This window comes from Faecalibacterium gallinarum (genome assembly GCF_022180365.1).
Lineage (GTDB): Bacteria > Bacillota > Clostridia > Oscillospirales > Ruminococcaceae > Faecalibacterium > Faecalibacterium gallinarum.
Genome location: NZ_BQKV01000032.1, coordinates 22,065 through 37,203 on the forward strand (window position 1 = coordinate 22,065; position 15,139 = coordinate 37,203).

Consider the following 15,139-nt stretch of genomic DNA (forward strand, 5'->3'; position numbering starts at 1 on the left):
AGGAAATGGAAAAGATTCAATGATTCTGGTAAGAGATATCCGCCTGCCTCTCTCCGCCGGGGAGGCGCAGGCCTTTGACCGGGCCCTCCGCCTGGCGCGGATCCCCCGCGCCAAGGTGGCCCGGCTGGGGGTGTCCCGGCTGTCGGTGGATGCACGGCACGGACAGCCAAACCTTGTATATACCGTGGCCGTAACGCTCAAAGATGAGGGTGAGGAACCTGCCTTTGCAGGGGCCTCGCCCTGCGTTGCTCTACGCCGGGAGCCCGATTTCACCGTCCAGAACGGCGCCGAGCCCCTGGCCCACCGGCCGGTGGTCTGCGGCCTGGGCCCGGCGGGGCTGTTCGCGGCGCTGCTGCTGGCCCGGCAGGGCTTCCGGCCCATCGTGCTGGAGCGGGGCCCGGCCCTCGGCCAGCGGGTGGAGGCGGTGGAACGGTTTACCGCCACCGGCGTTCTGGACCCCGAGGCCAACATCCAGTTTGGCGAAGGGGGCGCGGGCACCTTCTCAGACGGCAAACTCACCACCCGGATCGGCGACCCCCTCTGCGGTTTTGTGACCCGGACTTTTCTGGAGCACGGGGCCCCGGCGGAGATCGCCTGGAAACAAAAACCCCATGTGGGCACCGATCTTCTCCGGGGGGTGATCTCCTCCATCCGGCAGGAGATCGAGGGCCTGGGGGGCGAGGTGCATTTCAACACCGCCCTCACCGGCCTGCGGCAGCAAAACGGCCGCCTGACCGGCATCTCCACCACGCAGGGGGATTTCGCCTGCGAGGCGCTGATCCTGGCCGTGGGGCACTCGGCGCGGGATACTTTCTCCATGCTGATGGACAGCGGCCTCAATCTGGAGTGTAAACCCTTCAGTGTGGGGTTCCGGGCAGAGCACCTGCAAAGCGAGATTGAAAAGAGCCTTTACCATGCCGCTGCGGGCCATCCGGCCCTGCCCCGGGGGGAGTATCAGCTCTCCCAGCATGTGGGCCAGCGGTGCGTCTACACCTTCTGCATGTGCCCGGGCGGGCAGGTGGTGGCTGCCGCCAGCGAGGAAAACCACCTGGTTACCAACGGCATGAGCTACCACGCCCGGGACGGCAAAAACGCCAACGCCGCGGTGGTGGTCAGCGTCAGCGGGGAGGATTTCGGCTCCGACCCCCGCCGGGCCATCGAGTTCCAGCGCCAGCTGGAAGCCCGGGCCTTCCAGGCCGGGCGGGCCGCCGGGGCCTACGCCGCCCCGGCCGAGAATATCCAGAGCTTTCTGGAAGGGCGGGGCCAGCTGAAGATCGGCCGGGTCCAGCCCACCTATAACCGGGGGGTTACGGCGGCCGATTTGGGCAGCCTGTTGCCCGAAGAGCTGGCCCAGACCCTGCGGGCGGGTCTGCGGGCCTATGAACGTAAAATCGCGGGCTACACCGCGCCGGAGGCCATTTTGACCGGCCTCGAGACCCGAACCAGCAGCCCGGTGCGGCTGGCCCGGGGAGAGTCGATGGAATGTACCCAGCTGGCAGGGCTCTATCCCTGCGGCGAGGGCGCGGGGTATGCGGGCGGCATTATGAGCGCCGCCGTGGACGGGCTGCGGGTCGCGGGCGCGGTGTGCGGCCGGTATTGCCCGACGGAGGGATAAGGATGAGAATGGAAGATCAAGAGGGAAAAGAACCCCGCACCGCCCAGACGGGCGCGGAGGTCCAGAAGGAGCTGGAGCGCCAGCTGCGAGAGTTTGGCGTTTCGGTATCGGACGCGTTCCAGCACGGCTTTGAGGGCCGGGGCCAGGAGCTGGGGGACCGGGCCTACGGCGTGGGCCGGGCGGTGGTGGATGCCATCAATTTCGGCCTGTCCGAGGCGGGCCGGGCCCTGGATAAGAAGCAGACCCAAAAGAAACCCCAGAGCGAAGGCTCTGCCGGCACGGCCTACGATTACAGCGCCGAGTACTCCGGCGCAAAACAGCCCGGCGCCCGGAGCGCCCAAAGCGCCAAAATGCCCCGCTGGGCCCGGACGGTTCTGGACCCGGGCCAGAGCCGGGGGCCGGAGGTGGAGATCCGGGCCAGCGCCCGCAAGCGGTTCGGCGCCGGGCTGACCATGTGCATTGTGGGCGGGCTGATGGCCTTCGGCTTTTTCATCGGCGGCATCGCCTGCCTGGCGTCCACCGACCTGTTTTTGTCCGGCTCGGTGGAGGAGGCGGTCCTCAGCGTCACCGGCGTCGGCCTGATGATCTGCGGCGGCCTCTTTACCTGGATGGCCGCCGAGGGGGGCGACCGGCTGGAAGCCTCCGGCGACCTCAAACGGTATGCCGACGCCTTCCAGGCGCTGGATATCTCCCAGGGGGTGCCCCTGGACACACTGGCGGGCCTTTTGCAGCAAAAAAAGCGGAAACTGCGCAAAACCCTGCGCAAGTTGATCCATAAAGGCTGGCTCACCGCCTGGTTGGACGAGGAGACCGACAGCCTCTATCTGTCCGCCGAGGACTACCGGGCCGCCCGGAATATCCCCACCGCCCCGCCGGAGGAAGAACCCGCCCCCGAGGCCCAGGCCGAAGGAGAAAATGTCCCCCTCACCCTGGAGACGGCCCGGCGGTTTGTCCGGGTGCTGGAGGAGGAGCGAAAGATCATGCAGGACCCCCAGGCCGCCGAAGAACTGGAACGGATGCACGGGGTGACCCAGTCCATCTGCGACTGGCTGGAGGACCACCCCGAGAGCCTGCCCAAGATCCGCCGTTTTGCGGATTACTATATTCCCACCACCTTAAAGCTCCTCCACACCTACAACGATGTCCAGGGCCAGCGGGGGGAATCCGCCGAGAACATCCGGCGGGACATTGCGGGGATTCTCCATACCCTGAATACGGCCTACGATAACCTCTACGACAAACTCCTGTCCGACGTGGCGCTGGATGTGTCCAGCGAGATCGCCGCGCTGGAAGGGATGCTGGCGCGGGACGGGCTGACCGGGGAGGGGCTGCTATGATCTGCCGGGCATGGAACCTGAAACCCCTGGACCGGCAGACCGCGGCCGGCCTGGCCGAAGCCATCGCCCAGGAACAGGCCGACCAGCTGGAGATGGAAGCCTCCTCCATGGGGGAGGACTGGCCCGAGGCCAAGTACCTGTCTGTCCGCACGGCCTGCCAGAAAGAGGTGGGCCTCTTGGCTGGGGTGCTGGCGGCCCGGGGGATCACCGACCCCGACGAGGCCCTGATCCTTTTGGCGGGGGAGGAGCCTTTGAGCGACCCGTTCCTGCTGAAAGACATCGACAAAGCCTGCGCCCGGATCCAGCAGGCGGTGGAGAAGGGCGAAACCATCGTCATCTTCGGCGACTACGACGTGGACGGCGTGACGGCCACCGCCCTGCTCTACCAGCACCTCAAGGGGATGGGGGCACAGGTCAAATGTATGCTGCCCAGCCGGGAGGGGGACGGCTACGGTCTGTCCAAAAACGCCATCGATTCGATTTATAAAAAGGGCTATCGTCTCATTGTCACGGTAGACAACGGCATCTCGGCCGTGGAAGAGGCCGCCTACGCCGCGTCTCTCGGCATCGAGCTGATCGTCACCGACCACCACCTGCCCCCCGAGGTTCTGCCCCAGGCGGTGGCGGTGGTGGACCCCCGCCGGGAGGATGACCCCAGTCCCTTCAAAGCCCTCTGCGGCGCGGGGGTGGCTTTTAAGCTCTGCTCGGCGCTGGACGGCTGCCCGCCCGAGGAGATGCTGGAATATTGCAGCGACCTGGCCGCCGTGGGTACGGTGGCGGACGTCATGCCCCTGACCGGAGAGAACCGTACCCTGGTCAAAGCGGGGCTGCGGCTCTTGCAGCAGACCGACCGCCCGGGGCTGGGCGCCCTCTTGCAGGAGGTGGGGCTCTACGGCAAGCCGGTGACCTCCGAGAACATCAGCTATGCTCTGGCCCCCCGGATCAACGCCGCCGGCCGGATGGACAGCGCCGTCACCGCGCTGCAGCTGATGCTCTGCGAGGATGAAGTCCGGGCCGAAGAACTGGCCCATAAACTGAACGAGATCAACGCCGCCCGGCAGGAGATCGAGCAGAAAATCGCCCACGCCGTGGAGGCACAGCTGGAAGCTGACCCCGAACTTCTGTCCGACCGGGTGGTCCTGATCTGGGGCCGGGACTGGCACCAGGGGGTCATCGGGATTGTGGCATCCCGGATGGTGGAGCGGTGCGGCCGCCCGGTGGTGGTGGTCTCGGTGGACGAACAGGGCGAGGGCCGGGGCAGCGGCCGGAGTGTGCCGGGGTTCAACCTCCACTCCTGCATCGCTGCCTGCTCCGATCTGCTGATCCGGTTCGGCGGCCACGCCATGGCGGCGGGCCTCTCGGTGGAGGAGAAAAACCTGCCCGAGCTGCGCCGCCGGATGAACGAGTGGGCGGCCCGCACCTGTCCGGTGCTCCACACCCCGCCCCTGGAATGTGATTTGTCGGTCCGGCTGGACCGGATTACGGTGGAAGGGGTGCGGGCGCTGGACCGCCTGGCCCCCTTTGGGGCGGCCAACCCCACCCCAGTGTTTTTGCTGGAAGGGGCGGTGGTGGAGGGAATCTACCCCGTATCCGAGGGCAAACATTGCCGGCTGCGGCTGCGGCAGGGGAATACCTGCCTCTACGCTGCCTGGTTCGGGATGTCTCCCGACCGGTTGCCCTATGAGGTGGGGGACACGGTGGACGCTGCCCTCAACCTCTCGGTCTACGACGGGGCCCGAGGGCCCCAGCTGTCGGGCCGGATTGTGGACCTCCACCCGGCGGGGTTGGACCCCGAGGCGGCCCGTCAGGCCGACCTGGTGGAGGCGCTGCGCCGGGGCGCCCCTTTGAGCCCGGAGGAAAAAGAGCTGCTGTGCCCGGACCGGAATGAGATTGCCGCCGTCTATCGGGAGCTGCGGGCCCGGCCCTGGCATGCCGAGGATTTACAGCCCCTGGTGGCCCGGCTGGGCGCCGGCCAGGCGGGCAAAACCCTGGTGGCCCTGACCGCCCTGGAGCAGGTGGGGCTGGTGGCCCGCACCGAGCGAGGGGGCGCACGGTTTTTGACCCTGGTACCCGCTCAGGGCAAGAAAGACCTGTCGGACGCCCCCATCCTGAAATGTCTGGAGGAAAGATAATTATGCCAGAGGGAAAGAAAGCGCCCGCGGCCGCCGGCCCCGGGCCGGAGCAGGATACCTACTCCGCCAAGACCCATTTACAGCATCATATACAACAGATCGGGACGGTGGCCGCCACGGCCCAGCCCGCCAATTCGCCGGATTCGCTGGTGCCGTCCGAGACCATGCCCGAGATCATCACCCACGAAAAGTTAATGGAGGCCATCCAGGCCAGCGGCCGGGCCTATAACACCGAGATGATCGAAAAGGCGTTCCATATGGCGGACGACGCCCATAAGAACGTCCGGCGCCGCAGCGGCGAACCCTATATCTGCCACCCCCTGGCGGTGGCCCGGCTGGTGCTGGATCTCGGCATGGACAGCGAGAGCATCGCCGCTGCCCTGCTCCACGACGTGGTGGAGGACACCCCCACCACCGTGGAGGACGTGAAAGCTGCCTTCGGGGCCGATGTGGCCCTGTTGGTGGACGGCGTCACCAAGCTGACCAAGATCCAGTTCTCCAGCATCGAGGAGCAGCAGGCCGAGAACCTGCGCAAGATGCTCCTGGCCATGAGCCAAGACGTCCGGGTCATGATCATCAAGCTCTGCGACCGGCTGCACAATATGCGCACTGGCGACGCCTGGCCCGAGCAGAAGCGGCGGGACAAAGCCCGGGAGACCATGGAGGTCTACGCCCCCATCGCCAACCGGCTGGGCATCCTCAACGTGAAAGAGGAGCTGGAAGACCGCAGCCTCCATTACCTGGACCCCATCGGCTACGAGGAGATCAGCCGCCTGCTCAGCGAGCGCTCGGGCGAGGAATTTCTGGCCAACGTCTCCAAGCTGATCGCCCGCCGCCTGGAAGAGAGCGGCATCGAGGGCGCCACCATGAAGCGCCGGGTCAAGAGCATCTACGGCATCTACCGCAAGATGTTCGTCCAGAACAAAAATTTCGACGAGATTTACGACGTCTACGCGGTGCGGATCATTCTGGACACCCTGGCCGAGTGTTACAGCGCCCTGGGCCTGATCCACGATATGTATCATCCGCTGCCCAACCGTTTTAAAGACTATATCTCCACCCCCAAGCCCAACGGCTACCAGAGCCTGCACACCACCGTCATCGGCCACGAGGGCATCCCCTTCGAGGTGCAGATCCGCACCCGGAAGATGGACGAACAGGCCGAATACGGCGTGGCGGCACACTGGAAGTATAAAGAGGGCCTGGGCGGCCACGACAAGCTGGACGAGCGGCTGGCCTGGGTGCGGCAGCTTTTGGAAAACCAGCGGGTGTCCGAGGATTCGGGCAACCTGCTCCACGACCTCAAGAGCGATCTTCTGCCCGAGGAGGTCTTTGCCTTCACCCCCAAGGGGGATGTGATCAATCTGCCGGCGGGGGCCACCTGCATCGACTTCGCTTACGCCATCCACTCGGCGGTGGGCAACCGGATGATCGGCTGCAAGGTCAACAACCGGATGGTGCCCATCGACCACATCGTGGCCACCGGCGAGATCATCGAGGTGGTGCTGGGCCCGGCGGACAAAGGTCCCAGCCGGGACTGGCTCAAGATCGTCCGCACCAGCGAAGCCAAGAGCAAGATCCGCAACTGGTTCAAGAAGATGTGCCGGGAGGAGAACATCGCCCAGGGCCGGGACACCCTGTCCAAGGAGCTGCGCCGGGAGGGGATTTTGATTCCCGACGACCAGCTGGACGAGTTCGTGGGCAGCTGCTGCCGCCGCCTGCGCCAGAACAGCACCGAGGATCTCTACGCCGCCATCGGCTACGGCGGCATCACCATCGCCAACTGCCTGCCCAAGCTGAAAGAGGAGTATCAGAAACTCCGGGCCGCCGAGGAAGCGGAGAACAAACCCATGGAGCTGCCCAAGGTGGATCTGCGCCGGGTGCACGCCACCGACGGCGTGGTGGTGGAGGGCTTCGACAACACCCCCATCAAGTTCGCCAAGTGCTGCAACCCGCTGCCCGGGGACCCCATCATCGGCTTTATCACCCGGGGCTTTGGCGTGTCCATCCACAAGAGCAACTGCGTCAATGTGATGTCCAGCCTCAAGGACCCTGCCAACGCTCCCCGCTGGGTCAAAGCCTACTGGGCCGACAGCGTCAAGGACAGCTATAAGGCCGGGATCGAGATTCTGGCTCTGGACCGCACCGACCTGCTCAAGGATGTGTTGAATGTGCTGTCCGATATGCGGGTGCCCATCTATACCATGAACGCCCGCCAGGCCGAGAACGGTTACGGCATTGTCAACCTGACCATCGGCATCAACAACACCGAGCACCTGAACCGGGTGGTGGCCCGTATGGCCAAGATCCGGGACGTGCTCAAGGTAACAAGGAGTTAAACAATCAATGCGAGCTGTGATTCAGGCCGTTTCTTCCGCCGGGGTGCGGGTGAACGGCGGCGAGCCCCGCACCATTGGGCCGGGGCTGGTGATTCTCCTGGGGGTAAAAGACACCGACACCCTGGATATTGTCCCCCGTCTGGCGGAAAAATGCGCCGGGCTGCGGATCTTCCCCGACGAGGAGGGCAAACTCAACCGCAGCGCCCGGGATCTGGGCTATTCGGCCCTGGTGGTGTCCCAGTTCACCCTCTACGGCGACACCAAAAAGGGGATGCGCCCCAGTTTTATCCGGGCGGCCAAACCGCCCCTCTCGGTGGATGCCTATGAGCTGTTCCTGGCCGAGATGGGCAAACAGGGCCTTAAAGAAATCCAGCACGGGGAGTTCGGGGCCGACATGCAGGTCTCGCTGGTGAACGAGGGCCCCTGCACCATCATCATGGACACCGACGAGTGGCAGAACCACCGAAGCGCCGCCTGCGGCGGATAAAGTGCTGCGCAGCTGAGGCGCTGCCTGCGGCAGATTCAGCCGAAGCGGAGCAGGGGCAGCCGTCCAAATTTTCAAGTTTGGCTTTTAGCCTGCGCAGAAAATTTGGCAAACGGCAACCCGTTGGCGTGTTCTGGCGCAGCGCTCCAATATTTGCAAGTGCGCCAGTCACGCCGCAAATATTGGCTAAGCGCAAGAGGAAGAACGGCTGAGCCGCCCTTCCGCCCCCAAAAACCCCAAATAAAGGAGAACCACTATGCAGGCTTTTCACATTGTGGGCCCCGCGCCCCTGTACACCAATAGTTTCCTGCTGATTTCGGAGGCGAAGCACGCCGTCGTCATCGACCCGGCGGCGGATGCGGCCGAGTATGAGAAGATCCTCACCCAGCAGGGGGCCAGCCTCTCGGCCATCTACTGCACCCACGGCCACTACGACCATGTGGGCAGCGCCGAGGCCCTGGCCCGCAAGTGGGGCGCCAAGCTCTACTGCGAGGCCGCCGACCTGGCGGGAGACACCATGTTCCCCCTGACCCGGGCCGACAGCGGCTATCCCGAAGGGGGCCAGGTGTCGGTGGATGAGCTGGCCTTTACCGTCTGGCACACCCCCGGCCACACCCCGGGCAGCGTCTGCCTGCTCTGCGAGGGGCTGCTCTTCGCGGGGGACACCCTCTTCCAGGGCAGCATCGGCCGGACCGACCTGCCCGGCGGCAGCCCCAAGGAGATGGATGACTCCCTGCGCAAGCTGGCGGGCCTGCCCATCCCCCGGGATGCCCAGGTCCTGCCCGGCCACGGGGATTTCTCCCAGTTCGGGTGGGAGCTGGAACACAACTGGTTTATCAAAAATGCTTGCAGATAAAGGCGGTCTTACAGAATGAAGATTTATATTACCGGCCTGCCCTCCGGCTACGAGGTGGAGCATCTGGTCCGGCTGTTCTACCCCATGGCGCCCCTGACCCTCACCCCGCCGGAAGGGGAAGAGGACTGCGTCTGGGCTGAAAAACGGGAAGATGGCCTCTGGGCCATGGTGCGGCAGAAGGGCCAGAGCAAAACCGCTCAGGCCCCGCTGCCCACCGACGAAACCCCTGAGTTTGCCCTAGCCAGCCTGACCTATGAGCTCTTGCGGGGATGGACGGGGATCCGCCCCCCCTGGGGCAAGATGACCGGGGTGCGCCCGGTGCGGCTGATCCACGATAAGCGCTCGGCGGGATGGACGCAGGAAGAGATCGACCGTTATTTTCTTGAGCGGTTCGACTGCTCCCCCGAAAAATACGGCATGGCCCGGCAGATCGCCGACTTGCAGGAGCCCATCCTCCGCAAAGGCAGCGAGCCGGGGGCATATAGTCTCTACATCGGCATCCCCTTCTGCCCCTCCCGGTGCAGCTATTGCAGCTTTGTCAGCTGCAACCTGGACCGGGACCGCAAACTGGTGCAGCCCTATGTGGACTGCCTCTGCCGGGAGGTGGAGGCCATCCGGGACGAGGCTGCCCGGGCGGGGCTGAACCTCCAGAGCATCTACATCGGCGGCGGCACCCCCACCAGCCTTTCGGCCGATCAGCTCCGCCAGCTGATGGGCACCGTGCGGGACTGCTTTGATCTGACCCAAATCCAGGAATACACGGTGGAGGCGGGCCGCCCCGACTGCACCGACCGGGAAAAGCTTGAGGTCATTCGGGAATACGGCGCCACCCGGATCTCGATTAATCCCCAGACCTTCTCGGACGAGGTGCTGGCTGCCATCGGCCGGCGCCACTCCGCCCAGGCGATTCTGGACTGCTTCGCCGAGGCCCGGGCGGCGGGCCACAAGGACATCAACATGGACCTGATCGCCGGGCTGCCCGGGGACACGGTGGAAGGCTTCGAGCGGAGCCTCCGCCAGGCCATCGCCCTGGACCCTGAGAACATCACCGTCCACACCCTGACCCTCAAGCGGGCTTCCCGGATCGTCATGGAGGACCAGCAGGACAATACCTATGCCGACGTGGCGGCCATGCTGGAAAAGTGCTCCCTGCTGAAAGGGGCGGGCTACCAGCCCTATTACCTCTACCGGCAGAAAAACACCCTCCAGAATCTGGAAAATGTGGGCTGGTGCAAACCGGGCCACGAGGGGTATTATAATATCTATATCATGGAGGAAGTACAGACGATTCTCTCCGCGGGCGCGGGCGGCAGCACCAAACTGGTGGCCGACGGCGGCAAGCGGATGCAGCGCATCTTCAATTTTAAATATCCGAACGAGTATATCCAGCGTTTTGCGGAGGTGCTGGAACGGAAAAAAGGAGTGGCTGAGTTTTATGATTACGATCTGGGTTCCCAAACGTCTGGTTGAGGTAGGGCTGTGCAACGTGGCGGCCCGCAGCCCCCAGGACCTGGTGGAGCTGTGCGAGCAGAGCTACCAGGACCGGCTGGATTATGCCGCCGAAAAAATCCGGGCGGCCCGCGCCAAAATCATCATGCTGACCGGTCCGTCCGCCAGCGGCAAAACCACCACGGCCCACAAGTTGGCCGCTGCCCTGATGGCCAAGGGCACCCCGGCCCAGGTGGTCAGCCTGGACAATTTCTTCCGGGGGTCGGAGTATTACCCCCGGATGCCGGACGGCTCTCTGGACTACGAAAACCCCGATACCCTGGATATGCCCCTGGTGAGCCAGTGCCTCGAAGAACTGAGCCGAACGGGAAAAACCGTTCTGCCGAAATACGATTTCATCAACGAGCGCCGGTCTGAGGAGACCGAGCCCATTGACCTGGCGGGCGGCGTCTGCATTGTGGAGGGCATCCACGCCCTCAACCCGGCCCTGACCAGCCTGGTGCCCGCCGGGCACGTCTACCGGGTCTATGCGGGATTGCGGGAGGAGTACTCCCAGGACGGCCGCCGGGTCATCAGCACCCGGGACATCCGCCTGTGCCGCCGCACATTGCGGGACGCCGCCACCCGGGGCCGCAGCCCGGAAAAGACTCTGGCCATGTGGGAGCGGGTGCTGGACGGAGAGACCCGATATATCAAGGGATTCAAAAACACCGCGGATTTCCTTTTGGACACCTCCTTTACCTATGAGCTGGGGATCATCTCGGGGCTTTTGGGCCAGGCGGGCAAGATGCTCTCCCCCGACAGCCGGTATACCGAGCTCTGGGATGAGACGGCACGCCGGTTCGAGCATGTGGAGCCGCTGGACCGCTCTCTGGTGCCCGAGGGCAGCATGCTGCGGGAATTTTACGATTGATTTTGTGCAAATAAGAAAAAATTGTTTCCAAACCGTCAGAGAACTGTAAAAAATACAGGCGCTTCATTGCATAAAAGATAGGAGTGCGCTATAATAATCCTATACCGAAAGGCGCGCGGAGGCTCTGCCGGCGGGCGGCGGAGCCCGGACGCGGGGTATCTGAAACAGGACAACAAGACAAAGTGAGGTGTCTTTCTGTGGATTTTAATAAACTGAAAGAAAAGGGCCTGGAATATGTGGAGAAAGGCCGGCTGGCGGCGGCAGATCTGACCGAAAAGGGCAGAATCCAGACCCGCATCCTGACCGACCAGGCCAAGCTGATCCGGGCCCAGCGCCAGCTGGGCGTGCTGGTGTACAGCCTGGCCAAAGGCAACGAGGAAAACCAGCCCCTGGTGGATAAATATATCGATATGATCGGCGCCATTGAGCAGGAGATCGCCCAGCTCAAAGCCAAGCTCACCCCCGCCGAAGTGCAGGAAGTGGAGCGGGCTGTGGCCGACGTGGAGATCGACCCCGCCGATGTGATGGACCAGACCGAGGACGAGGCCGAGCCGATGGAAACCGCCGGGGCAGACCATTGCTGCCCCCAGTGCGGCGCACCGGTGGAGCCGGGCTCCCTGTTCTGCAACAAATGCGGGGCGCAGCTCTGATCCTGTCCCACACAATTTAAAAAGCGGCGTCCCGTTCGGACGCCGCTTTTTTAGCCCGGCGGGCGGCGGGCCCCCAAAAGTGGGGAATTTGCGCTCCAGACCTTGCAAATCGGGCTGGAGTGCGGTACAATAAAGCTCGACTTTTGCCGGCCGGCTCCGGCGTTTCAGGGAGGACATCATGATAGATTGGCCCGAAAAGGAACACTATACGGCCGAAGATCTGGTCCAAATCATCCGGATTCTGCGCAACCCTCAAACGGGCTGCCCCTGGGATAAGGTGCAGACCCACGGGTCCATCCGCAAGAATTTTTTGGAGGAGACCTGCGAAGCGCTGGAGGCCATCGACGCCGACGACCCCGCCATGATGCAGGAGGAACTGGGCGATGTGATGATGCAGGTGGCGTTCCACACCGTGTTGGAGGAGGAGCGCGGCCGGTTCGAGTTTTCGGATGTCTGCCGGGAGGTCTGCGAAAAACTGGTTTTTCGCCACCCCGGGATCTTTGCTTCTTCTGCGGCGCAAAACAGCGGTATAAACGGCTGGGACGCGCTCAAGAATAAGGAAAAAGGCCGCCGGACCCTGCGGGACGAGCTGGAAAGTGTCCCCGCAACCCTGCCGGCGCTGATGCGGGCCCAAAAGCTGCAAAAGCGGGCGGCGGGCCGCGGCCTTGGCCCCCAGGGCCAGCCCCAGGCCGAACAGGCGCTGACCCAGGCTTTGGCCCGGTGGCAGAGCCATGCGGCCGGGGAGAACACCTCGCCCGAATCGCTCCAAAAGGCGGCGGGAGAGCTGCTCTTTGCGGCGGCGGATGCCCTGCGGCTGGCCGGTGTGGACGCAGAAGAGGCGCTGACGTTTGCATCCAAAGCGTTTTGCCGGCAGCAGCTGGACCAGCAGGAGCCGGCGGAAAAAACTGGAGAATAATTTTTTTGGAGGTTTTACAGGTATGACGAAGGCTGATTTGATCGCGCAGGTCGCAGCAAACACCGAGATGACCAAGAAGGACGCCGACAAGGCTGTGAACGCTATGTTCGAGGCACTGAGCAAGGCGCTGGCCGACGGCGAAAAGATCACCATTTCCGGCTTCGGCACCTTTGAGGTGCGCGAGCGTGCAGAGCGCGCGGGCATCAACCCCCGCACCCACGAGGCGATCACTATTCCTGCTTCCCGCAGCGTGGTGTTCAAGCAGGGCAAATCCCTCAAAGACGTTCTGTAATCCATCCGTAGGGGGCGTTTGCCCCTGACGGTCTGAGCCGGGTGCCCCCGTTTGCGCGGGGCTCCGGCTTTTTTGCTGAAAAGGAGAGAAGTTTTCTATGCGTTTGGACAAGTATCTGAAAGTTTCGCGGCTGATCAAGCGCCGCACTGTGGCCAACGAGGTGGCCGACGCAGGCCGCATCCTGGTCAACGGCAAGGTGGCCAAGGCCAGCCTGGCCGTGGAGCCGGGGGACGAGATCGAGATCACCTTCGGCAACCGTCCGGTGAAGGTGCGGGTGCTCTCCAACCAGGAGCCCCGGACCAAGGACGTGGCCCGGGAGATGTACGAGATCCTCTCGGAGGGCGCGGCGGAATAAATCGCCCCCGGTTTCGCATACAATGCTCCACAGGGCGGTGCATACTGGGCGCCGCCGGGGAGGCGAACCGATGGAAAAATGGACCGAAAAACCCTCCGACACCCAGCCTCACGACCTGATCCTGGAAGGGCGGAGCAAACTGACGGTGACCGGGGTGCGCCGGGTGATCCGCTGCGAGCCGGACGGCGCGGCGATCGAAACATCCCGGGGCATTCTTAACCTGGTGGGGGCCGAGCTGAGCGTGACCGCTCTGGACCTGGACCTGGGGGAGGCCAGGCTGGCGGGCCGGATCGACGCGCTGGAATACACCGAAAAGCGAACGCCGGGCGGCTTTTTGCGCCGCCTGGCCCGCTGATGGCCCCTCTCGTCCTGCCCTGGCAGGCGGGGCAGGAGATCCTGGCCTGCCTGGGGCTGGGCGCCCTGGTGGGGGCCGCCCGGAGCCTGGCCCCCGGCCGGGGGCGGGGGGCCATTTTGCCGGATGCTCTGCTGGTGGGGCTCGTGTTGCTGCTGCTCCAGAGCTACGCGGCGGGGTACAGCCAGGCGGGCAGCCTGCGGTGGTATATGGCCGGAGCCGGGGCGGCTGGGGCCGGGGTGGCCCACGCCCTGCTGGCCCCGGTGGTGCGGTGGATTCTGCAGCTTTTGCTGGCGCCGGGCCGGGCGCTGGTCCGGTGGGCGCTGGCCCCCGCCGCCCGGGCCTGCGGGGAGCATCTGCGGCAGAAACAGCAGGCATACCGGCAAAAAAGGACGGCAAAAAAAGAGAAAAAAATCTTGCAAAAGGAGCGGCGCATGTTGTATAATTCTAACATATGACGGTGCGCTGTACAGGGGCGGCCCTCCGCAGGCGCCGGACAAGGGGGCAAACGCATAAAGATGAGTCGGAGCCATAAAAAACGCAGAGCGGTCTGGCGCGTCTTTGCCCGGATCTTTTTTCTGCTGGTGCTGCTCAGCATGCTGGGGGCCTACATCTCAAACCAGGTGACCATCAGCTCCAAGCAGGCTGAGCTGGACGAACTGAACGAACAGATCGCCCAGCAGCAGGCAGAAAATGAGGAAATGCAGCGGATCCTCAGCGGCGACCCCGACGAGGTCACCGAATGGGTCGCGCGGGACTCGTACGGCTATGCGGCGCCGAACGAGCGGATTTTTGCGGATATTTCGGGCAACTGAGCGCTCCGCAGCGGTTTTTGGAAGAAAGAACAGGGGTATTGTATTTTGGTGATTGAGGTTGGTAATATTTTTGAAGGCAAGGTCACGGGGGTAAAACCCTTTGGCGCTTTCGTCGCCCTGCCCGAGGGTCAGGTCGGCATGGTTCACATCTCCGAGGTGTCCAACGAATTTGTTCAGGACATCACGGCGGTTCTCCACGAGGGCCAGCAGGTGAAGGTCAAGGTCATCAATGTGGCCCAGGACGGCAAGATCGGCCTGTCCATCAAGCGGCTGCTGGCTCCGCCTCCTCGCCCTCAGAAAGAGGAGCGCCGGGGCGGCCCCGCTGGCGGCAAACGCCCGGCCCGCGCTGCGGCGCCCCACGTCTGGCAGCCCAAAGCTCCCGCCAAGAGCGAGAATCTGAGCTTTGAGGATATGATGAGCCGCTTCAAGAGCCAGAGCGAGGAGAAGATGGCGGATCTGAACCACGAGACCAACAACCGCCGCGGCGGCGGTTACGCCCCCCGTGGGCGGCGCGGCGGTCGCTGATGGGGCGGTCCCCGCAAAAAAGCGGAAGATACCGGGCCTGCCCCCAGCGGGGCGGGCCTGTTTTTTGGTCCGGGGGCGGCACAGCCCCGGGGCCTGCACTGTAAAAAGA

The 15,139-nt window shown here is 64.1% G+C and carries 16 protein-coding genes; all 16 read left to right on the forward strand.

Annotated features, from left to right (window positions below; genetic code table 11):
- Positions 1–19 precede the first annotated feature (19 nt).
- Positions 20–1,615: an NAD(P)/FAD-dependent oxidoreductase gene (locus tag JCM17207_RS05485; RefSeq protein WP_238316619.1), complete on the forward strand. Its 1,596-nt coding sequence runs from the start codon at positions 20–22 to the stop codon at positions 1,613–1,615.
- 8 nt (positions 1,616–1,623) lie between these two features.
- The gene (locus JCM17207_RS05490) at positions 1,624–2,952 is read left to right on the forward strand and encodes a 5-bromo-4-chloroindolyl phosphate hydrolysis family protein (RefSeq protein WP_238316620.1); all 1,329 of its coding nucleotides are present in this window, start codon (positions 1,624–1,626) and stop codon (positions 2,950–2,952) included.
- Positions 2,949–5,084: a single-stranded-DNA-specific exonuclease RecJ gene (gene recJ / locus JCM17207_RS05495; RefSeq protein WP_238316621.1), complete on the forward strand. Its 2,136-nt coding sequence runs from the start codon at positions 2,949–2,951 to the stop codon at positions 5,082–5,084. The genes JCM17207_RS05490 and recJ overlap by 4 nt, the downstream gene beginning before the upstream one ends.
- 2 nt (positions 5,085–5,086) lie before the next feature.
- Positions 5,087–7,423 (forward strand): RelA/SpoT family protein, encoded by a 2,337-nt coding sequence (locus JCM17207_RS05500; protein WP_238316622.1) that lies wholly within the window; start codon positions 5,087–5,089, stop codon positions 7,421–7,423.
- Between the two features lie 7 nt (positions 7,424–7,430).
- Positions 7,431–7,910 (forward strand): D-aminoacyl-tRNA deacylase, encoded by a 480-nt coding sequence (gene dtd, locus JCM17207_RS05505; RefSeq protein ID WP_238316623.1) that lies wholly within the window; start codon positions 7,431–7,433, stop codon positions 7,908–7,910.
- 253 nt (positions 7,911–8,163) lie between these two features.
- Positions 8,164–8,763 carry an MBL fold metallo-hydrolase gene (locus JCM17207_RS05510; RefSeq protein WP_238316624.1) on the forward strand — a complete coding sequence of 200 codons (600 nt, stop codon included), beginning with the start codon at positions 8,164–8,166 and terminating at the stop codon, positions 8,761–8,763.
- Positions 8,764–8,778: 15 nt separating this feature from the next.
- Positions 8,779–10,233 carry a coproporphyrinogen dehydrogenase HemZ gene (gene hemZ / locus JCM17207_RS05515; RefSeq protein ID WP_238316625.1) on the forward strand — a complete coding sequence of 485 codons (1,455 nt, stop codon included), beginning with the start codon at positions 8,779–8,781 and terminating at the stop codon, positions 10,231–10,233.
- Positions 10,199–11,125: a uridine kinase family protein gene (locus JCM17207_RS05520; RefSeq protein WP_238316626.1), complete on the forward strand. Its 927-nt coding sequence runs from the start codon at positions 10,199–10,201 to the stop codon at positions 11,123–11,125. The genes hemZ and JCM17207_RS05520 overlap by 35 nt, the downstream gene beginning before the upstream one ends.
- Positions 11,126–11,322: 197 nt before the next feature.
- The gene (locus JCM17207_RS05525; protein ID WP_238316627.1) at positions 11,323–11,775 is read left to right on the forward strand and encodes a zinc ribbon domain-containing protein; all 453 of its coding nucleotides are present in this window, start codon (positions 11,323–11,325) and stop codon (positions 11,773–11,775) included.
- A gap of 178 nt (positions 11,776–11,953) precedes the next feature.
- Positions 11,954–12,691, forward strand: coding sequence for a MazG family protein (locus tag JCM17207_RS05530; protein WP_238316628.1), 738 nt, complete (start codon positions 11,954–11,956; stop codon positions 12,689–12,691).
- Positions 12,692–12,713: 22 nt separating this feature from the next.
- Positions 12,714–12,983, forward strand: coding sequence for an HU family DNA-binding protein (locus JCM17207_RS05535; protein WP_238316629.1), 270 nt, complete (start codon positions 12,714–12,716; stop codon positions 12,981–12,983).
- Positions 12,984–13,080: 97 nt separating this feature from the next.
- The gene (locus tag JCM17207_RS05540; protein WP_238316630.1) at positions 13,081–13,338 is read left to right on the forward strand and encodes an RNA-binding S4 domain-containing protein; all 258 of its coding nucleotides are present in this window, start codon (positions 13,081–13,083) and stop codon (positions 13,336–13,338) included.
- Between the two features lie 70 nt (positions 13,339–13,408).
- Positions 13,409–13,693, forward strand: coding sequence for a YabP/YqfC family sporulation protein (locus JCM17207_RS05545; RefSeq protein WP_238316631.1), 285 nt, complete (start codon positions 13,409–13,411; stop codon positions 13,691–13,693).
- Entirely contained in the window at positions 13,693–14,148 is a 456-nt protein-coding gene (locus tag JCM17207_RS05550; RefSeq protein WP_238316632.1) for a hypothetical protein, read from the forward strand. The genes JCM17207_RS05545 and JCM17207_RS05550 overlap by 1 nt, the downstream gene beginning before the upstream one ends.
- 60 nt (positions 14,149–14,208) lie before the next feature.
- The gene (locus JCM17207_RS05555) at positions 14,209–14,505 is read left to right on the forward strand and encodes a septum formation initiator family protein (RefSeq protein ID WP_238316633.1); all 297 of its coding nucleotides are present in this window, start codon (positions 14,209–14,211) and stop codon (positions 14,503–14,505) included.
- Positions 14,506–14,553: 48 nt separating this feature from the next.
- A complete protein-coding gene (locus tag JCM17207_RS05560; RefSeq protein WP_373871928.1) occupies positions 14,554–15,030 on the forward strand; it encodes a S1 RNA-binding domain-containing protein in 477 nt (158 codons plus the stop codon).
- Positions 15,031–15,139: the final 109 nt, after the last annotated feature.